A 19,942-nucleotide genomic window follows, 5' to 3' on the forward strand; every position below is an offset into this window, starting at 1 on the left:
CAGGCAGAAGTGCCGGTGTCCGCGCGGGAGCAGGACACCGGCACTTCCTGCGTCTGCGCCTCGCGATCGGGCGCCGCGGTCACCTACGACTTGGTGGGAACCACCGAGTAGCAGCCGGAGTCGATCGGCGAGATCCAGTTGCGGTAGAGACTGTCGAATTCTCGATTCCTCGGCGCGCGAATGTCTGGCAGCGACCGATGACATGACGAGATGTCATGACACCTGGTCGGCCAGTCACATGACTGATGCCGTGGATGCGCGCAGCGGCAACAGTGGCGTTCGACGGCCGGAACACCCGTTGCCCGGCCGCCGCCCACGCCCCTCCGGAAGGACCGGAGGGCCGCCCCACCACCTCCGTCCCACCCGAGGGGAACCACCGTGACCGCGTCCGCCCACCGCGCCGTCGAGAACCTGATCGCCCGCTACGCCGAACTCGTCGACGACGGCGACTTCGCCGGGCTCGGCGCCCTCCTCGCGGACGCCACCTTCATCGGCAGCGGTGAACCGGTGCGCGGGAGTGCCGCGATCGAGCGGGTGTTCCGGGACACGGTCATCGTCCACGCCGACGGCACGCCCCGCACCCAGCACGTCACCACCAACACCGCCGTCGACGCCGACGAGCGGGCGGGCACCGCGACCGCCCGCTCGTACGTCACCGTCCTCCAGGCCCTCCCCGGATTTCCTCTCCAGCCCATCGCCGCCGGCCGCTACCACGACCGCTTCCGACGGCACGACGACGGCCGGTGGCACTTCGCGGAGCGGCGCGTCCGCATCACCCTGCTCGGCGACGTGAGCCGGCACCTGCGCACCCCCTGAACCGGACACGAGCCGGACACGAGCCGGGTGCACCGGGCACGCCGGGCATGAGCCGAACTCATCGGCGCCCGGCGCCGATCGACGGGTCAGCGGCCCGGGTCCTCGAACTGCCGGATCTTGTCCCCCGCCGAGAACACCTCCCGGCCGTCGGAGTCGAGGGCCGTGAGGTCGGTGGCGGTCCCCGGCTTCACCGCGTAGGCGAAGAACCCACGCCCGCCGGACGTGGCCGTGACCGCGACCGGCCGGGGTGCTCCCGTGCGGCTGTGGGCGAGCAGGCCCGCCACGCTCGGGTCAGCCGCGCCGTAGACGAGCAGGACGCGGTCGTCCAGGCCGTCGACGGCGACGTTGACCGGGACGGCCTTCGAGACCGGCGGGTCGCAGCCGTGCCCGGTGGCCCGGCGGTCGACCGAGGCCTGGGTGCAGAGCAGGCCGTTCTCGTCCAGCAGGTCGACCTGCCAGGGGACGCCGTCCACCTCCCCCCGGGCGATCACCGCGACCTTCGCCGCCTCCGGGCCGGGCACAGCGGTGGCGGCCCCGGAAGCAGCCCCGGGAGCGGCAGCCGCGGGGGCGGGACGCGTGCCGGCGCCCGGGCCCGCGGGGCCGCAGGCGGCGAGCGTCGCGATCAGGGCGGGCAGGAGGACGGGGCGGATCCGGCGCATGACGCTTCCTTCCGGTGCCGGAGCGGAGGGAGGGCCCGCGCGCGACGACGCGGGCCCCTGGTGCCGACGACGATCCTTCGTCAGTTCGTCGCGAACGCCTTCGAGCAGGGCGCCGATCCGTTCCCGTACCAGCGCAGGTAGTACGCCGTGCTGGTGTTGACCCCGATGCCGCGCGGGTCGACGTGGTCCCGGCCGTCCACGTCCCAGCTGTAGCTGGAGAACACCTTCTGGGAGCCGCTGGTCTTGACGAGCGAGACGTAGAAGCTGTGGGCGGACCCGCCCTCGCAGGCCCAGCCGCCGATGTGCACCAGGCCGCCGGTGGGGACGAAGTCCGCACTCGCGTGGTACGACCCCGAGCCCCAGGCCTGCCAGAAGTCGGTAGCCTGCGCGGAGCCGGTGGAGAGGCCCGCCACCAGCACGGTGGTGGCGGCGATCGTGATCGTGCTCAGGACCTTTCGGAACATGTGCGTTCTCCTGTCATCGGACTGGTTCACACGCCGGATCGGCTGTGCCGCATGAGCATCGGGCGTGGTGGCCGCGACACGGCCCGGTCCCGCCCCCGGGGGAAAGCCTGCGTGAGCGGGCGCCACGCCGGATTGTAGAAATGCGCATGACAGAAACCGCACTACCCGGGCCCGCCCGGGACCGCCCGGCCCGAGGGCCCCGGCACCGGCCTCGGCCTCGGCCTCGGCGCACCGAACGCGAACTGCTGCGCCCGCTCGGCTCCGGACGCCATGGAACGCCTGGGTGCGAGCAGCCGCTTCGAGGCCGGGATCAAGGCCGGGATCAAGGGCGTCCACCGCGGCCGGCTCTGAACCGCCCCCGCCCGGCCGGGCCTCAGAACGTCAGCGGACCGTACGTGCCGTCCCGGAAGGTGACGGCGTGCGGCTCGGTGTCGAACTCCTCACGCACGTAGCCGCCGAAGCCCGGCTCCCGGACGTACGGCGCGATCAGGTCGAGGAGGGTGACGAGGTCGCCCATCGTGTCGTCCAGCCACAGGTTGCGGCTGAACAGCCCCCAGACCCGCAGCGGACCCTCGGCCGTGAAGCCCGGGGACTGGAGCCGCAGGGAGGCGCAGTCCCCGCCGGGCAGGCGGCTGTCCGGATCCGGGGCGAGCATCGGGTGGGCGTGCTCCTCCTCGTCGAGTCCGGCCGGGCGCTCGTCGAGGAGGCCGAGGTGCCAGCGCAGCACGTCCAGGACCGCCTCGGGGGTGTCCTCCCGGAGGAAACAGCCGAGGCCGACTTCGTAGTGGTCGCTCACCCGGCCGATTCTGCCCGCCCGACCCGACAGTCCCCGACCCGACAGTCCCGGACCCGTCAGGGGCGGACCCGTCAGGGGCGGAAGCCGTCGACCAGGTAGGTCCCGTCGGGTTGGCACCGAAGGGTGACGATCCCGCCGAACTGGCCCCTGACCGTCGCGGACCAGCCGTCACCGGTGTGGTAGGTGACGTTCGAGTCCACCCGGAGCTACACGGCGCCCTCGGTCCGCTCGCCCGCCGGGACCCGCCCGTCCGGTACCGGGCCCGCCGTGGCGGACGTGACCACCGACCAGCCCTTCCGCTCGGTCACCTCCGGCGGCCAGACCGGGTTGTCGACCGGGTCCGCACCGGCCTCGGACTCGCCCTTCGCCGCCGTCTCCGCGGTCATGTACGGCTTCATCCGGGGGACGACCGAGGCGAGTCCGGTGTCGCCGCGCCGCACGTCGATGCTGTTTCCCGCGATCACCCAGGCGAGGGCGACGGACTCCGGGTCCTTCGGGACGACCGTGAGCGGGGGCGTCGGCGTGCTCGGCCGGACGACGGGCTCGGACGGCGGCGGGTCCGCCGCCTTCGGCGATCCCCGGTACCGCGGTGCCGGGGATCTGCCCGCGCTCGTCGGAGCACGGGTTGCAGCGGACCGGGGCGCCGACCTGCCCGCCGTACACCGTGGTCCAGCCCGAGGCCTCGGCCCGCAGGCCGGTGGTCAGACCGGGCCGGACCCCGGTGACCCGGAACGGCCGGTCCCCGTCCTTGAGCGTCCAGGTCCGGTGCTCGCCGTCCACCGAGCCATCCACGGTGAGGATGAACTCGTAGCTCTTCCGGGCGGCGATAGCGGACAGGTTGACCACCTCGGGCTTGCGGTCCTCCAGGTACAGGTACTGGTCGGTGAAGAAGGGGGCGTACGAGATCTCGCCCATCGGGCTGCCGATCAGGGCAACCCGGTCGGCGGAGTCCAGGTCGATGCCCATGTCCACCGTGGTCCCCACGCCCTGCGGCGGGCAGTACGCGGCCGTACCGGGCAACGGGTCCTGCGCGGTGCCGACAACGATGGCCCGCAGCCCCTGGATCGCTACGGTGTGGCCGCTGCCGCCGGTCGCCTCCACCACCAGGTGGGAGGTGCCGACGTCCACGCCGCCCTGTCCGTGCATCCACGACCAGGTCGCCTCGCAGCCGGTCACCGAGGGGGGATCCCGGTCGGCCCGAGCGGCCGCTCCACCACCGCGTTCCCCTCGATGGCGCCATCCCCCAGTGCGTAGCGGGCGGTGAGGGTCGGCCCGGGGGCGCCGTCGTGGTCCAGCACCAGGTAGGTGGTCGCGGCGGTGAGGACCGCCATCACGGCGCCGACAGCGACCACCATCCGGACCGGGTGCTTGGGCGGGAGGTTCACCGAAACCTTGCCGCCCTGGATCACGGTGCCGTAGTTCGCCGCACTGCGGAACGAATCGTGCGTCTCGCCCTGCTCGCTCATCCCCCACCCCGTCAGGCCGCTGCGAGAATCGAGGATGCGGGTGGGAGGCGGCGAAGGAAGGGCCACGCACCGCTACACCCCCGGTCGGCGGGGCCGGTCGAAGGGCCGGGGAACGACGCGGCCCCTCGACCGGGGGTTCCGGTCGAGGGGCCGTGGGGGTGCCGGTCCGTCAGCTCTTGGTCGGCTTCGGCGACGGCAGCGCCGCCGAGCCGCCGATCAGCGGCCACTCCTTGTGGAACGGCGGCAGCGGCAGCTTGCCCTCGATGATCGGGGTGCCGAAGATCTTCAGGTGCGCGGTCAGCGCACCGTTCAGGTCGACGCCGCCGAGCAGTGCCCAACTGCCCTGGACCTGCGGCGGGTTGCCGGAGGAGTCGGCGATCAGAGAGCCTTCGGCCTGGGCCTTCAGGTAGGGGGCCACGGTGGTCTCCACGCCGACGGTGTCGTAGAGGCCGACACTGATCTCGGCGCCGAGGGCGGCCCGCACGCCGGCCTTGCCGTTGAGCCGCACGTGGATCGGGCTGACCTTGGTGTCGGCGCTGGTGACCGGGGTCCAGCCCTTGCCGCCGGTGTAGTCGGCGCGGACGGCCCAGGTGCCGGTGGCGTCCTGTTCCGCCTCCAGGTGGACCTGACCGTCGGCGCTGACCTCCAGGTAGCAGGTCAGGCCGAGGTTGACGACCACCGGCAGGCCGGCGACGGTCAGCACCGGGCTGGCCTGCAGCTTGGCGAAGGGCACCCGGATCGGCGCCGCGCCGGTGTTGCGGGCGACGTCCCCGGTGACCTTCCACTGGGCGTGGGCGTCCAGGTCGAAGCCGATCGACGCGGTGCGCGGGCTGCCCGCGCCGGCGCCGTGGTAGGCGAAGTGGACGGCCGGGTGGAGCTGGAGCGAGCCGGAGGCGTCCAGGCTGGCGCCCTCGGGCAGCGGCACGGGGGCCTTGACGTTCACCTCCAGGGTGCCGGAGGCGTCGGCCTTCACGCCGTTGAGGTCGGCGCCGACGGTGGCCTTGAGGTCCTTGACCAGCGGGGTCACCGTGATGCCGTGCGGGTCGACGGGCACGCTGCCGTCGGCCTCGGTGCCGCCGAGGAGTTCGGCGAGGGTGGCGGGGCGGGTGGCCAGGTTGAGGGTGTTGCCCGCGCCGGGGTGGACGGCGGTGACGGCGACCAGTGCGCCCTGCGGCGCGGCGGCGGTCGGCGGGCTGGCGATCAGCTGGCCGGGCTGGACGGCGGCGACCGCGGCACCGGCCGAAGGACCGCCGGTGGACGGTGCGGCGGTGGAGGGACCGCCGGTGGACGGTGCGGCGGTGGACGGGCCGGCGCCGGCGCTCGGGGAGGCCGCGGCCGTCGGGGCCGGGCCGCCGGCCGCGGTGAGGACGGCGGTGCCGCCCGCCGGGTCGTACGCGGTCAGCTGCAGGGCCTTGGTCGCCGCCGTGACGGCGGCGCCGTCCTTGCCGGGGCTGCCGATCGCGGCCTGCTTGTCCCCGGCGGGCGCGGCGGTGACGGGCGCCGTGCCCGGGGTCGGACGGCCCGCGGCGGCCGTGGCGGCCTTGGCGTGCGGGGTGCCGCCGGCGGGCGCGGCGGCGGCCGGGCTGCTCCCGGCGACGGTCGGGCTCGGGTCGGCGACGGTGGCGGCCGCCGGGGCGGCGCCGGTCTGGGTGGTGCCGGGGCTGGTCGGCCCGCACGCGGCGGCCCCGGCAAGGATGAGGGTGAGGACGGCGGGGCCCGCGGCCCTGCCTATCGAACTCTTGAACACGCCGCGTCATGTTACTGACGAGGAATAAGTTTGTCGAAGACAGGCCAAACAGTCACCCAACGCGGGTTTAACGCCAGGTCACCCGAGACGGCCCGCCGGCAGGGCCGCGCCGTCCAGCGGAACGCCCCCGCCGTCCCCGGACAGCTCCGCGAGGTACCGCGAACGCGCCATCGGTTTCGCGCCCAGGCTGCGCACGTGCGGCCCGTCCCACTGCGCGTCGAGCAGCCGCCCGCCCGCCGCGCCGAACCGGGCGCCGAGGTCGGCGACGGCCACCCGGGCGGCGTCCGGCCGGCGCCGGAACATCGAGTCCAGGCTCAGCACCGGCCCGACGGCGACCCCGAACACCCCACCGATCAGCTCCTCCCCGTCCCACACCTCCCCGCTGTGCGCCGCCCCCAGCGCGTGCAGCCGATCCAGCGCCGACGCCAGCTCCTCGGTGATCCAGGCCGGTTCGCGCCCTTCGCCGCACGCCTCCAGCACCCGCCCGAAGGCCCGGTCCGCGCTCGTCCACCACCCCGACCGGTTCCGCAGCCGCCTCGCCAGCCGGGTGCCGAGCCGCACCCCGTCGGCCGCGATCACCGGCCGGGGGTCGGGCGACCACCAGGCCACCTCGTACGGGTCCTCCCGGCCGGGCAGCAGCACCGCCCCGCCCGCCCCGACGGCGTCCCCGTACACCGCCTCGTTGTACGCGCTCGCGTACACGTCCGCCGCCGGCAGCGGGAACAGTCCGCGCCGGTACGCCGCCAGCAGTTCCTGCGGCCCGAGCGTGCCGCCGAACGCCACCGGGCCGTCGCCGGGGCCGAGCCGGACGTCGAGCGCGTCGAAGACGGCGGCGTCGTGGCGCACGCCGCTCACCGCGCCGCCCCCAGGAACCCGTCCCGCTCCAGCTCCGCCAGGTAGTGGTCGATCAACCCCGCGTCCACCGCGGGCAGTTCGATCCCGCTCCCGGTGAGGGCCGCATCCGTGTTCGCCCGGTCGAACAGCGGGAAGGTCGGCCGGAAGTACATCTCGCTGATCGACAGCTCCGACCCCGGGGCGCGGTCGACGAACAGCGGGACGAACGGCGCGATCGGGTGCGTCGGCCGCCCGGCCGCGAACCGGACCAGGCCCTGCACCCACTCCCCGTACGACAGCCGGTCGATCCGGTGGCCGCGCGCCCGCAACCGGTCCGCCAGGTCGGCGAGGACGCCCGGCTGCGGCGAGGTCAGGTGGTAGACCTCGCCGTCGGCGGGCGCGTGGGCGGCGATGTGGGCGATGGCGTGGGTGAAGCGGTCGGCCGGGACGAAGTCGAGGAGCAACCGCACGTCCGGGCAGGTGCCGCTGTCCGCCAGGTACTTGATCAGCGCGCACAGCTCGGTGCCGGTGTTCATCACGCCGCTCGCCAGGTCCCCGGTGACGTCGTTGGTGCGCAGCACCGTGACCGGCAGCCCCGCCTCGGCGGCGTTGTGCAGCAGCTGCTCGGCCACCCACTTGCTCTCGACGTAGCCGACGCCGATCCGCTCCGGGTACGCGAGCGGGGTCCGTTCGGTGACCTTGTCGACGCCTGCCGCCCCGAAGCCGGCCAGCACGGCGAGGGTGGAGAGGTAGTGCACGGGCACGCCCCGGCTGTGCCCGGCGAGCCGGACGATCTCCCGGGTGCCGCCGACGTTGGCCTCGCGCAGCTGGTGGTACGGGTAGAGGAAGTTGACCTGCCCGCCGAGGTGGTGGATGGCGTCCAGGTTGCCCGCCATCCAGTCGAACTGACGGCCCGTCAGGCCGACCCTGGGCTGGGTGAGGTCGCCGACCAGCGGCACCACCCGGGGGTCGGCGAGGTCGTGGCGGAGGAAGCGCTGCTGGGTGGCTCGTAGCCGCTCCATCGCGTGCTCCTGGTCGGGCGCCCGGACCAGGCAGTGGATCCGGGCCCGGGTGGTGGCGAGCAGGGCGTGCAGCAGGTGCGCGCCGCAGAAGCCGGTGGCTCCCGTGAGCAGGATCTCGGTGGGTTCGGCCCGGGAGGGCGCGGGGCTCCACGACTGGCCGACGGGACCGGTCAGCCGGGCCTCCGCGAACCAGTCGACCGGCGTCTCCCCGGCGGCCGGGCCGGTGACCGACCCGAGCTCCGGGTCGAGGTCCGGGTCGAGGTCCGGATCGAGGTCCCGGTCGAGGCCCGCGCCGACCGCCTCCGCGCCGACCGGGACGCCCGCCCCGGCGCCGGGGCCGCCGCCCGCCCTGGCCTCCTGCAGCGCCCGCGCGAAGTCCCGCAGCAGGGGTTCGTGCAGCAGCGCACGGGTGAGCGCCCGCACCCGGCCGACGTCGATGCCGAACATGATCCGGGCGCGCGCCAGCATCTCCATGGCCAGCAGCGAGGTGCCGCCGAGCGCGAAGAAGTCGTCCTCCGGGCCCACGGTCTCCACGCCGAGCAGCTCCGCCCACAGCTGCCCGACCGCCTCCTCGACCGGGCTCGCCGCCGCGGCCGTCCCCCGGGGCCCCTCCCCGGCCCCGGCTGCGGCCCCGGTCCCAGCTGCGGCCCCACCCCCGGCCGCGGCACCGATCCCGGCCCCGGTCCCGGAGCGCGCCCTGGACCCCGCCCGCAGCGGGGCCTGCGGCAGCCGGCGCCGGTCGATCTTGCCGGCCGCCGTCAGCGGCATCGCCTCCAGCGGCACGAACTCGGCCGGGAGCAGGTACTCCGGCAGCCGGTCGGCCAGGAACGCCCGGATCCCCTCGGCGCCGTCGGCCGCCCCGGCCGCGAGCGTGTAGTACGCGGTCAGCGCCCGGCTGCCGTCCGCCGCCGTCGCGTCCGCCGCGACCCGCGCCTGCCGGACGTCCGGGTGCGCGGCCAGCACCGCCTCGATCTCCGCCGGGTCCACCCGGTGGCCGCGCACCTTCACCTGGTCGTCGAAGCGGCCGAGGATCTCCAGCTGCCCGTCGGCCCGCCAGCGTCCGGCGTCGCCGGTGCGGTACATCCGCTCGCCCGGCAGCGGCGCGTACGGGTCGGGCAGGAAGGCCTCGGCGGTGAGCCCGGCCTGCCGCCAGTAGCCCCGGGCGAGGCCGGGCCCGCCGAGGTGGATCTGGCCCTTCTCGCCGGGCCGGACCGGCCGCAGCAGCGCGTCCAGCACGTGCACCCGCACGCCCGGCAGCGGCCTCCCGATCGGCACCGGGGCGGCCGGTCCCCCCACCCCGTCCCCGCCGTTCAGCAGCTCCGCCGTGACCTCGCACAGCGTGGAGGTGACGGCCGCCTCGGTGACCCCGTACGCGTTGAGCAGCCGCGCCCCGGGCAGCCGGTCCAGGCAGCTGCGGCAGTCGTCGGCGTGCACGACGTCCCCGCCGACCACCACCAGGCGCAGCCCGTCCGGGCCGGGCCCGTCGGGCGGGAGCAGGTCCAGCACGTGGTGCCAGTAGGCGGGCGTGAAGTCGGCCGCGGCCAGGCCGAGCCCGGGCAACCGTCCGACCAGCTCGGTGGGCGCCCAGGTGCCGCCGGCGCCCGCCTTCCCGCCGCCCATGACGACCGTCGCGCCGGCGAGCAGCGCGCCGAGCACCTGCTCCAGGGCGGTGTCGGAGCCCAGGGCGGCCAGTTGCAGGACGCGCTCACCCGGTGCCAACCGGTAGGCGTGGACGATCCGGTCGAGCGTGAACACCAGCGCACGGTGGGTGACCGGGACGCCCTTGGCGCGGCCGGTCGTGCCCGAGGTGTAGATCAGGTAGGCGAGGTCGTCCGGGACGGCACCGTCGTCCGGCGGGGGCTCCCCCGCGTCGCCGTCCTCCGCCCGCACCGCCACCACGCCCGGGAACCCGTGACCTTCGGTGACCACCGCTCGGGCCCCGCAGTCCTCCACCAGCCGCGCCAGCCGCCGCTCCGGGTGCGCCGGATCCAGCGGCAGGAACGCGCCACCCGCCTTGAGCACGCCCAGCCAGGCCGCCACCAGGTCGGTCCCGCGCTCCAGGCAGACCGGCACCACCTGCTCCGGTCCGGTCCCGTGCGCCCGCAGCGCGGCGGCCAAGCGGTCGCTGCGCAGGTCGAGTTCGCGGTAACTCAGGGTCGCGTCCTCGGCGACCACGGCGAGCGCCTCCGGGTCGTGCGCCGCCCGCGTGCGGAACAGCCCGTGCACCGTGTCGGCGAACCCGGCCGCCACCCGTCGCGGGCCGTCGGCACCGGCGAGGCCCAACCCCGCCGGCTGCCACTCCCGCTCCACCCAGGCCCGGCACTCGGACCGTTCGGCCGGCCCGTACACCCGGTGCCAGCCACCGGGAACGGTCAAGTCCCCCGGCCAGAGCGCGTACTGACCGTCGTCGTTGCGGACCACGGCGTGACGCCCGGAACTCGCATCCGTACGTACGCCCCGTGCGCTGTCTGCTGCGTCGTCCACCGGCTTGACCTCGCGCTGTCACGGCAGAATGCTTGGGAGTGCGACATTTCCGACTATACGCACTCATGACACATTGAGAACGTCCGGTCGCCCACCGACCGGACGCCTCGCACGTGCGCGAAGAAGGCACCCGTCCCGAGCGCGAACACACGCCTCACCGCAGGCGCGAGGAAGCGCCCGATCCCACCACCCGGGGCCGCGACACGGCACCCGGACCCCTCGTCCTCGCCCGAACTCCCCCGTCCGACCGACGGGGTGATGTCGCGGAGGAGGTAGCCTCGTTGACACGCCGGCGACAACGCCTGATGGCCTGTTACCTGCTCTGGATGGTGCTGTTCATCAGCATCTACTACGCCAACCCGAGCCAGCGGATCATCTGGTGGACGGGTATCGGCCTCGGCGGCGTCGCCGCCATCGTGCTCGGCGTCCACCTCAACCGCCCCGCACACGCACGCTTCTGGTACCTGCTGGCACTCGCCAACCTCAGCTTCACCGCGGGCGAGGTGGTCCAGGCCGTCCAGCTGGACATCCTGCACCTGCCCAACCCGTTCCCCTCCGTCGCCGACGGCTTCTACCTCGCCGAGTACGTGCTGTACGCGGCGGGCGTGCTCGGCTTCATCCGATGGCGCACGGCCCGTCAGGACCGCGCCGTACTGCTCGACGCGCTGATCCCCACCATCGGCCTGGCCCTGCTCGCCTGGATCTACCTGATCCTCCCGTACACCCGCAGCCCCGACCTCACCTGGTTCCAGAAGGTCGTCTCGATCGGCTACCCGCTCGGCGACCTGGTCGTCCTCGCCCTGCTGCTGCGCCTGCTGAGCCCACGCGGCGGCAACTCCCGCTCGCTGCAACTGCTCGCCGTCGGCACCGTCGGCCTGCTCATCTCCGACGTGCTCTACGCCCTGATCCAGCTGCACGGCACCTGGCGCATCGGCACGCCCGTCGAACTCGGCTGGGCCGCCTTCTACACCGCCTGGGGCGCGGCCGCGCTGCACCCGTCGATGGTCGAGCTGACCAAACCCGTCCCCACCCAGGAACCGGACCTCAGCACCGCCCGGCTCGTCCTGCTCACCCTCGCCTCACTGATCGCCCCGGCGATCCTGATCATCGAGTCGGTGGCCGGGAACACCCACAACGCGGGCGTGATCGGCGCCTTCTCCGCGCTCCTCTACCTGCTCGTACTCGCCCGCCTGGCCGTCGTCGTCTCCGCCCGCAGACAGGCCGTCGCCCGCGAACGGGCACTGCGCGAGGCCGGTGCCCGGCTGACCGCGGCCGTCACCGTGGAGGAGGTCTCGGACGCCGTCCAGTCCACCGCCTCCACCCTGATGCCCGCCGAGCCCGGACACGTCGCCCTGCTCGCCGTCACCGAGGGCGGCGTGCTGCACGTCCGGCACGCCGAGCACGGCGCGGCCCAGCACCGACTGGGCAACGCCTCCGACTCCGACCAGGTCCTCGCCCTCGCCTCCTACCGCGAGAGCCGACTGCTGCCCGTCTCGTCCGTCGACCTGCCGTCCCGCGAACTGACCGGACACCTCGACGGCATGCCGTACGCCCTGATCTGCCCGCTCACCCTCGCCGAGCGACCCTCCGGCGACCCGCTGATCGGCGCCCTGATCGTCACCGGCACCGAACAGGAACTGGCCAGCCTCTGGAGCTCCCTGGAGATCCTCGCCGGGCAGGCCGCCCTCGCCGTCGAACGGCTCGTGCTGAGCCGGGAGGTCACCCGCCGCAACAGCGAGCTGTACTTCCGCACGCTCGTCCAGAACACCAGCGACGTCATCCTCATCCTCGACGCCGACGACCGCGTCCGCTACGCCTCCCCCTCCGCGGAGTCCGTGCTCGGCCACTCCGCACTGGAAGGCGCCCTGCTCACCGACCTCGTCCCGCCCGAGGACAGCCGGGAGGTCGGCAAGGCGCTGGCCCGGATGCGCGGCGCGGCGGCCCCCACCCGCGGCGACCGGTCCCGCGACCGGTCCCGCGCCCAATCCGGGGACGGGTTCGGGGACGGGTTCGGGGACACGGCCGGCGACGGAGCCGGGTCCGGGTCCGGGTCCGGGTCCGGGGACAGGTTCGGGTCCGGGGACAGGTTCGGCAAGAGGTCCGGGGACCGGGCCGGCGAACGATCCGGGGACGAGGCCCGGGCGCAGCCCCGGGAGCAGCTGCGCGATCAACTCCGCGAACACTGGCGGCTGCTGCGCCAGGACCGCACGCCGATCGAGGCCGAGGTCCGCTTCAACGACCTGCGCGCGGACCCGACCGTCGGTGCCCTGGTGCTCACCCTGCGCGACGTCACCGAGCAGCGGCAGATGGAGCGCGAGCTGACCCACCGGGCCTTCCACGACTCCCTCACCGGCCTCGCCAACCGGGTGCTGTTCCAGGACCGGGTCGGGCACGCACTGTCGCGCGGCGAGCGCAGCGGGTCCGTCACCGGGGTGCTCTTCATCGACCTGGACGACTTCAAGGTGGTCAACGACACCCAGGGCCACGCGGTCGGCGACGAACTGCTGGTCGCGGTCTCGCTGCGGATCTCCACCGCGCTGCGCTCCTCCGACACCGCCGCCCGACTCGGCGGCGACGAGTTCGCGGTGCTCGTCGAGGACGCGCTGCACCCGTCCGACGTGGACACCATCGCGGCGAGCGTGCTGGAGGTCTTCACCGAACCCTTCAAGCTCAAGGCGGGCGCGGTCCGGGTCAGCGCCAGCATCGGCGTGGCGACCACCGAGGACAGCGTGGACGCCGCCGAACTGCTCACCCACGCCGACCTCGCGCTCTACTCCGCCAAGGCGGCCGGCCGCCGCCAGTGGTGCCACTACCGGTCGGCCCTGCAGGCCGGGCTGGTGGAACGGCACGAGCTGAACGAGCACCTGGACTCGGCAATCGCGGAATCGGCGTTCCAGCTGTACTACCAGCCGATCGTCGACCTGCGCACCGGCGACCTGGTCGCCTTCGAGGCCCTGGTCCGCTGGCCGCACGACCGACGCGGCATGGTCCTGCCCGACGAGTTCATCGCCCTCGCCGAGGAAAGCGGCCAGATCGTCCCGCTCGGCGCCTGGGTCCTGGAACGCGCCACCCAGGAGGTCGCCGCCTGGCACGCGGCCAGCTCCGCCGCCCGCACCGCCGCCGGCCGCCCCCCGCTACGGGTCAACGTCAACGTCTCCGCCCGCCAGTTCCGCGACGCCGGCTTCGTCGACGTCGTCCGCCAGGCCATCGCCACCTCCGGCATCGACCCCCGCACCCTCGTCCTGGAACTCACCGAGTCCGTCCTGATGCGCCGCGACGACCGCATCCACGACGACATGGCCACCCTGTCCGGCCTCGGCGTCGGCATCGCCATCGACGACTTCGGCACCGGCTACTCCTCCCTGTCCTACCTCCGCGAGTTCCCGATCTCCCTCCTCAAGATCGACAAGTCCTTCATCGACGGCCTCGGCCACTCCACCCAGCAGTACGCCCTGGTCGAGGGCATCGCCCGGATCGCCGACACCCTCGGCGTCCAGGTCATCGCCGAAGGCATCGAACACCCCGAACAGCGCGACCTCCTCGCCGCCATGGGCTGCCCCCTCGGCCAGGGGTACCTCTTCGCCCACCCCATGGACTCCCCCCACGCCCGCACCCTCGTCCGCAGCACCACCACGTACGAACCGGCGTGAGGGCGAGGGCGGGGCGCGAGAGTCGGGGGACGGGGACGGGGCGACGGGGCGGCGGGGCGACGGGGTCCGTGCGGGCGCGCGGGGTGCAGGCGTGCAGGCGTGCGGGCGCGCGGGCCTGCAGGGTTCGGCTAGCGGTCCGTGCTCAGTGCGCGCGACAGCACCGTCAGCAGCGCGAGCGTCGGCATCGCGTGGCCCGCCTCGATGGTGCGGAGGTGGGTCTCCGGAAGACCTGATCGGGTGGAGAGGTCGGCGAGCGTGAGGCCGAGCGCGGTGCGACGGTCGCGGACAGCACGGGCCAGGGAGTCGGCGGGGTCGCCGTCGGGATGGGCGGGGAAGTCCTCGATCAGGGGGCGCACGTGGTCCACCGGAGTCTCCTCATCGTCCTGTGAGGGCGCACAGTTTGACACACAGTCACCACGACGGAGGGCCAAGGGGCGGTCAAGATTCCTTGACCGCCCCTTGGTGTCGGCGGGCGCCCCCGGAGGCCCCTCCGAGCGCCCCGGCCTGGCGCCGGGCTGCCCGGGGGCTCGGGGGTTCACGCGGGTCAGGGGTTCGACCGGATCAGGTCGAGCAGCCCCGGGAAGCGCTCGTCGAGCTCCTCCCGACGGAGGGTGGCCGCACGGCTGTTGCCCCGGTCGACCTGACGCACCAGTCCGGCCTCGCGCAGCACGCGGAAGTGGTGGGTGATCGTGGACTTGGAGACCGGGAGCTCGAAGGAAGCGCAGGTGCGCGCCACCCCCTCGGCTTCCCGCAGCAGGGCGGAGATCACGCCGTAACGCAGTGGATCGGCCAGCGCGTTCAGGACCGTCCGCAGGTCCATCTCCTCGGCCGAGGGGTGACCTTCCGGGTCGGGCATCGGTTCCTCCATCCTCCGACGTCCTCAGGTATGGGTTGCATCGTACCTTGCCACGCGACACCGTAAGGTTCGGAAAATTCCTTACCTGGCCGGTCCGCGGTCGACCCGAGCCCGGAGCTGCGACCCACGAGCACCCGGACCACAACTCCCACCCCGCCACCGTTCATGACGGACCGACAGCACCCCGGCCACACAACGACCCTGGCTGCCTCCCTCCCCGCCACGTTCGTCGTCCTGATGTCCGTCTCCGGGACGGCCGTCGCCCTCCCCGACATCGGTACCGGCACCGGCACCGGCGCCGGCACCCACGCCGGCCTGGTCCCGCTCCAGTGGGTCGTGAACGCCTTCGACGTCGCGTTCGCCTGCTGCGCCCTCGTCTGGGACTCGACCGCCGACGTCATCGGCCGGACCAAGCCTCCGCCACCGGCGGCGCCGTGCACGCCGACGCGGCCGTGTACACCGTCGGCTCGCTCCCCGGCTCCGTCACCAATTCCGTCACCGACTCCGTCACCACCGACGTCATCGCACCGGACGCCGCCCGCACCCTCACCGGCATCGGCGGCGGCGCCGTCTTCGCCTGCGGCGCCGCGATCCTCTCCACCGCTTCGACGGCCCGGCCCACGCCAGGGCCTTCGCACCGTTCGGCACCATCACCCGCACCGGCGTCGCCATCGGCCCCTCCCTCACCGGATGGCTGGTCCAAGACCTCAGCCGGCACCGGGTGTTCGCCGTGCACGCCGTCGCCCTCACGGTCGCGCTGCTCGCGGTGCCCGCGGTCTCCCGTACGACGCCCTCCGCCCCCGCAGTGGCTCCGGCGGCGACTCATACTCCGGGTCCGACGGCGACTCAGGCTCCGGCGTCGGGCGGATCGACGTCCCCGGCAGCGCGCTGTTCGTGGTCGCCACGGTGCTGCTCACCACCGCCATCGCGCAGGGCTCCCAGTGGGGTTGGGGCAGCCTCGGCGTGATCGGCCCGTTCGTCGGCGCGCGGTCGTCGTGCCGCCCGTCTTCGCCGCCATCGAGAACCGCACCGCGCACCCCGTGCTCGACCTGAGCGTGCTGCACAGCCGCCGCTTCGTCGGCCTGCGCCCGGCGCCGGTCGCCGCCTCGGCTTCGTCACCATGCCGACCCGCCTGCCGAGTCACCCGACCGCCGGCACCGGCCGCGGCCGCGGCGCGCTGGCGGCCTGCTGATGCTGCTGCCCACCGCCCCGGCGCTGGTCCTGCCGATCTCGCCGCCAAGCTCGTCACCCGGGACGTGCCCCGCGCTCACCCCGACCCGCGCCGGCCTGGCCTGCCTGGCCTGCCTGGCCTGCCTGGCCTGCCTGGCCTGCCCCTGGCCTACCTGGTCGCCGACGACTCCGCCCTCGCCCTGCTCTCGCCCTCCGCCACCGTCCTCGTGCTCGCCACCCCGATGCCGATCACCGGCTCCGGCATGGGCCCGTCGGCCGGCCTCGTCGACGGCCCGGGTCCTGGAACCGGTCGACCCGGCCAAGGCGGGCATGGCAGCCGGCTTCCTCAACGCCCTGCAGCCGGGCAGCGAGGCCGTCGCCGTCGCGGTGTACGGCTCCGCGCTCGCCACCGTGCCCGACACCCGGATCACCGACGGCATCGGCGCCCACGAGGGCGCCTCGCGGGCCGGCGAGGTGACCGACCAGGCCGCCGGCGGCGACCAGGCGGGTGCCGGCCGGCCTCTCCGGCGCGACCGACCACCAAGGCTTCGTGGACTTCCTCGCCAACGCCTACGACTCCGCCTGCCACTCCGTCCTGCGGGGCCTCTCGGCCGTCGGCGTGGTGCTGTCCGTCGTGATCACGGCGCTGCTGCGTGACCGCCGACAGTAGGCCCGAGCCTGAGTGACCACCCCGAGAGCGGGCCGGCGCCGACACCCGAACCGCTCCGGTCCCACGCTCATGACCCCAACGACCGCCATGCGCGCCACCCACGGACGGCGGCTCATGAGCGCGACTCATGGGTGCGTGGCCATGAACTTCGCGCATGAGCTGGGCCATGAGGTTCGCGCATGTGACCTGACATGAGACCGACGCATGGGCCTCGCTCATGAGCTTCGCTCGCGGGACCGGCCCATGAGCGAAGCTCACGGTATGCCCCGTCCATGAGCGCGGCTCATGCCCCGCCGACACCCGCCGTGTCGCGGCTGCGCCACTCGGGCCGCCCGGGCAGCACAGGCACTACAGGCACCTCAGGCACCGACCCCGGCATAGGAGAGCGGGTGCTCCAGAGCTCCCGCCATCCGCCCGGTGCGGGTCAGGTGCACCCGGGCACGGGCGATCAGCTCGTCCTCCTGCACCATGGAGATCTCGAACGCGACGGTGTCCGCCGCCGGCGCCTCCACGATGTGCACGACGCAGTCGGTCGGTAGCTCGAACTCGCCGAAGCGGGTGAAGTCGGTCTCGACCCGGGAGAGGAGCAGGCTGCGCGGCGAGAGCCCGAACAGTTCCTGCGCCGCGCACATCGCGGACTGCCGGAAGCCCTCGAAGATCAGCACACCGGGGATGTGGTCCAGCGGGTGGTCGAACAGCGCCGGGTTGCCCTGGTCGACGACGACCTGGGCACGGAGCTCGCGGTCCCCCGTCTGCACCCCGGCCAGCACCACGTTCTGGCCCGAGGCCCGGCCGACGGAGATCGACGGCACCCGGCGGCCGGTGTGGTGCGGCCGGGCCGGGGCCAGGCTGAGCGCGGCGCGACCCTTGGCACGCATCCGGTCCCAGGCGGCGCCCGGCATCCACTGGCAGACGGTGCGCATGGTGGCGGCCTCCCGGCCGTCCACCGAGAGGACCAGGTCCAGGGCGCTGCCCGTGACGACGCCGTCCCGGTGCTTGAGGCCGGCCTGGTGGGCCCGGATCTCGGCCCGGCCGGGGCGGGCCCCGATCCGCAGCGCCTCGGGGTCGGTGACGGCCAGCTCCCCGCTGACGAAGATGAACTTGTCGTCCAGCGGTGCGTCCAGGAAGGTGTGCGCGGCGTAGATGGAGGACTGGCGGAAGACCTCGACCAGCAGCAGCGGGTCGTACACGGCGGGCGCGGTGACGTGGTCGCTGTAGTAGCTGTGCACCCGCGGCAGCTGCGCGGCGATGAGGTACTCGTCCTCGGCGACCCGGGCTGCGTCGGTGAGGAAGACCTCGCAGACGGCGGCCCGGTGGACGGTGGCGCGCGGGACGGTGTTCGAATACGTGAGAGCACCGTCGAGGATTGCGGACATTGCTGGGCTGGCCCCTCTGTACCCCTGCATGCAGGTACCCCTCCGGCCGGAGGTGCGGGCGCGATCGTACCTCCGATCGGAGCGGGGCCACTGTGGCGCAGACCACCCGGAAGCGGACCCGCGCGCTGCGGCCCGTGCAGCCCGCAGCGCGGGAACCACCCAGGTCAGCAGCCGGACCGCGCCCTCGCCGCCCGGCACGCGAATGGCCCGTCGCAGCAGCGCGACGGGCCATTCGTGTACGGCTGCGGGTCCGGAGCAGGGGCCCGGAAGCCGGGAAACCGCGCGCCGGGCACCGGGACCCGTACATCGGGACCCGTACATCGGGCACCGAGAACCGGGACCCGTACATCGGGAATCGAATCCCCTGGCCCCCAGGCCGGCCGCACCCCGGACCGGCCGAGTTCCGGGATGGTCGAGCAGTTGCGGTGCTGCCTGTCGCACCAGTGGGCCCGTCTCGGCATCAAGCTCGGTGATCTCCTCGTCGAGCGCCTGGCGGCGGCGGCACAGGCGTCGATCGGGTCGGACTCGAGTGGCGGCGGAACGACCTCGCCCACCGGCCACCGGTCCGTGGTCAGTACTGCCCGGAATTCAGACATTCGTGCGCGGAACCGGACAGTCAGATGACTGATGCCGCCGACGTGACGGCCACGGGACAGTTGAGCCGCTCCGCGAGGAGACATGTCGCAAGAGGAATCTGGAGTCGTTCATGAAGTACCTGTCGGGCAAGCTGCCGAAGACGGCCGGCGCGCTGGGCCTCGCCGTAGCCGCGCTGACCGCCGTGTCGGCCACTCCGGCCACGGCGAGCGCCGCCGCGACGGCCGGCTGCACCAAGTACTACAACGTCTCGGGCGTCCAGGTGCAGGTGGACAACTGCTCGACCGGCTGGATCTGGGTGTACAACGGCAACGGCACCTACGACACGGCCACCGTCCACGCCACGTCCTACGGCGAGGGCAAGGAACTGTCGGCGGCCAAGTACAAGACCAATGCCACCAAGTACGGCAACGTCAACAGCTTCCACGTGTGCGGCACCAAGTACATCGGTTGGTTCCCCCCGATCCCGCGGACCGAGTGCGGCGTGGAGATCTACGTGTGACGACCACGGCCTGATCGCGCGGGCGGTCCCCGACCGCACACGGGCGGTCCGCCGACGGCGTCGGCGGACCGCCCCCTGCGCGCCGGTCGTCTCTCGTCACACGTCCGGGTGAGATGCCGTGCTGTCGCCCCGGGTTGGTCCGGCCCGGTCGGAAGACTGACCGCGCCAGTAGGACCGACCGAAGGATGTGTGCCATGGCGGAAGAGCTGTACGCGACGCTGAAGACCAACCAGGGCGACATCGTGATCCGGCTGCTGCCGAATCACGCCCCCAAGACCGTCCGCAACTTCGTGGAACTCGCCACGGGCGAACGGCAGTGGGTCGACCCGAACACCGGCCGGCCGAGCACGGCCAGGTTGTACGACGGCACCGTCTTCCACCGGATCATCCAGGGCTTCATGATCCAGGGCGGTGACCCGCTGGGCAACGGCACCGGCGGCCCGGGGTACGAGTTCGCCGACGAGTTCCACCCGGACCTGGCGTTCACCGAGCCGTACCTGCTGGCCATGGCCAACTCCGGGCCGGGCACCAACGGGTCCCAGTTCTTCATCACCGTCTCCCCGACCACCTGGCTCACCGGCAAGCACACCATCTTCGGCGAGGTCGCCGACGACGCCGGCAAGAAGGTCGTCGACGCCATCGCCGACGCCGAGACCACCCACAACGACCGTCCGGTGAAGGACGTGGTCATCGAGTCGGTCGCCATCGAGACCCGCTGACGGAGAAGGCCCGGGTGGGAAGCCGACCCTGCGGCGTTGCCCCCCCCCCCCCCCCCCCCCCCCCCCACCCCCCCCCCCCCACCCCGGGTTGGGGGGCCGCCCCGCGCGGGGGCCGCC

Annotated in this window: 17 protein-coding genes; 5 read left to right on the forward strand and 12 right to left on the reverse strand. The window is 73.6% G+C overall.

The window, feature by feature from the left end; all coding sequences use genetic code 11:
* Window positions 1–378 precede the first annotated feature (378 nt).
* On the forward strand, window positions 379–816 hold the full coding sequence (locus ACFV04_RS28190; protein ID WP_380533372.1) for a nuclear transport factor 2 family protein: 438 nt from the start codon (window positions 379–381) through the stop codon (window positions 814–816).
* 86 nt (window positions 817–902) lie between these two features.
* On the opposite strand, the gene ACFV04_RS28195 is transcribed toward ACFV04_RS28190, so the two are convergent.
* From ACFV04_RS28195 to ACFV04_RS28235, 9 genes are all read right to left on the reverse strand, one after another.
* Window positions 903–1,475 carry a hypothetical protein gene (locus ACFV04_RS28195; protein ID WP_380533374.1) on the reverse strand — a complete coding sequence of 191 codons (573 nt, stop codon included), beginning with the start codon at window positions 1,473–1,475 and terminating at the stop codon, window positions 903–905.
* Window positions 1,476–1,555: 80 nt separating this feature from the next.
* A complete protein-coding gene (locus ACFV04_RS28200; protein WP_360250965.1) occupies window positions 1,556–1,939 on the reverse strand; it encodes a hypothetical protein in 384 nt (127 codons plus the stop codon).
* 373 nt (window positions 1,940–2,312) lie between these two features.
* On the reverse strand, window positions 2,313–2,735 hold the full coding sequence (locus ACFV04_RS28205; protein WP_380533376.1) for a hypothetical protein: 423 nt from the start codon (window positions 2,733–2,735) through the stop codon (window positions 2,313–2,315).
* 71 nt (window positions 2,736–2,806) lie between these two features.
* Complete coding sequence (locus ACFV04_RS28210; protein WP_380533378.1) at window positions 2,807–2,935, reverse strand: hypothetical protein; 129 nt, start codon at window positions 2,933–2,935, stop codon at window positions 2,807–2,809.
* A 6-nt stretch (window positions 2,936–2,941) separates the two neighbouring features.
* Window positions 2,942–3,199: a hypothetical protein gene (locus ACFV04_RS28215; RefSeq protein ID WP_380533380.1), complete on the reverse strand. Its 258-nt coding sequence runs from the start codon at window positions 3,197–3,199 to the stop codon at window positions 2,942–2,944.
* A gap of 708 nt (window positions 3,200–3,907) precedes the next feature.
* On the reverse strand, window positions 3,908–4,201 hold the full coding sequence (locus ACFV04_RS28220; protein WP_380533382.1) for a hypothetical protein: 294 nt from the start codon (window positions 4,199–4,201) through the stop codon (window positions 3,908–3,910).
* A gap of 169 nt (window positions 4,202–4,370) precedes the next feature.
* Window positions 4,371–5,948, reverse strand: coding sequence for a hypothetical protein (locus ACFV04_RS28225; protein WP_380533384.1), 1,578 nt, complete (start codon window positions 5,946–5,948; stop codon window positions 4,371–4,373).
* Between the two features lie 78 nt (window positions 5,949–6,026).
* Window positions 6,027–6,794 (reverse strand): leucyl/phenylalanyl-tRNA--protein transferase, encoded by a 768-nt coding sequence (locus tag ACFV04_RS28230; protein ID WP_360250957.1) that lies wholly within the window; start codon window positions 6,792–6,794, stop codon window positions 6,027–6,029.
* Between the two features lie 5 nt (window positions 6,795–6,799).
* Window positions 6,800–10,288 (reverse strand): amino acid adenylation domain-containing protein, encoded by a 3,489-nt coding sequence (locus ACFV04_RS28235; protein ID WP_380533386.1) that lies wholly within the window; start codon window positions 10,286–10,288, stop codon window positions 6,800–6,802.
* Between the two features lie 281 nt (window positions 10,289–10,569).
* Here ACFV04_RS28235 and ACFV04_RS28240 point away from each other — a divergent pair, with 281 nt between their 5' ends.
* Entirely contained in the window at window positions 10,570–13,938 is a 3,369-nt protein-coding gene (locus ACFV04_RS28240) for a putative bifunctional diguanylate cyclase/phosphodiesterase (RefSeq protein ID WP_380533388.1), read from the forward strand.
* A 128-nt stretch (window positions 13,939–14,066) separates the two neighbouring features.
* On the opposite strand, the gene ACFV04_RS28245 is transcribed toward ACFV04_RS28240, so the two are convergent.
* Both ACFV04_RS28245 and ACFV04_RS28250 read right to left on the reverse strand, forming a co-directional pair.
* Window positions 14,067–14,303: a multiprotein-bridging factor 1 family protein gene (locus ACFV04_RS28245; RefSeq protein WP_380336413.1), complete on the reverse strand. Its 237-nt coding sequence runs from the start codon at window positions 14,301–14,303 to the stop codon at window positions 14,067–14,069.
* Window positions 14,304–14,482: 179 nt separating this feature from the next.
* A complete protein-coding gene (locus ACFV04_RS28250) occupies window positions 14,483–14,794 on the reverse strand; it encodes a helix-turn-helix domain-containing protein (protein ID WP_360250945.1) in 312 nt (103 codons plus the stop codon).
* A 1,678-nt stretch (window positions 14,795–16,472) separates the two neighbouring features.
* Between ACFV04_RS28250 and ACFV04_RS28255 the strand changes: the two genes are divergently transcribed.
* Window positions 16,473–16,634, forward strand: coding sequence for a hypothetical protein (locus ACFV04_RS28255; protein WP_380533391.1), 162 nt, complete (start codon window positions 16,473–16,475; stop codon window positions 16,632–16,634).
* Window positions 16,635–16,993: 359 nt separating this feature from the next.
* Here the strand turns inward: ACFV04_RS28255 and ACFV04_RS28260 are convergent, their stop codons facing one another.
* Window positions 16,994–18,010, reverse strand: coding sequence for a ScbA/BarX family gamma-butyrolactone biosynthesis protein (locus ACFV04_RS28260; RefSeq protein WP_380336403.1), 1,017 nt, complete (start codon window positions 18,008–18,010; stop codon window positions 16,994–16,996).
* Window positions 18,011–18,716: 706 nt separating this feature from the next.
* On the opposite strand from ACFV04_RS28260, the gene ACFV04_RS28265 reads away from it, so the two are divergent.
* Window positions 18,717–19,106, forward strand: coding sequence for a hypothetical protein (locus ACFV04_RS28265; protein ID WP_380336401.1), 390 nt, complete (start codon window positions 18,717–18,719; stop codon window positions 19,104–19,106).
* Window positions 19,107–19,300: 194 nt separating this feature from the next.
* The gene (locus ACFV04_RS28270) at window positions 19,301–19,825 is read left to right on the forward strand and encodes a peptidylprolyl isomerase (protein WP_380336398.1); all 525 of its coding nucleotides are present in this window, start codon (window positions 19,301–19,303) and stop codon (window positions 19,823–19,825) included.
* Window positions 19,826–19,942 lie beyond the last annotated feature (117 nt).

Source organism: Kitasatospora sp. NPDC059599 (genome assembly GCF_042735125.1).
GTDB lineage: Bacteria > Actinomycetota > Actinomycetes > Streptomycetales > Streptomycetaceae > Kitasatospora.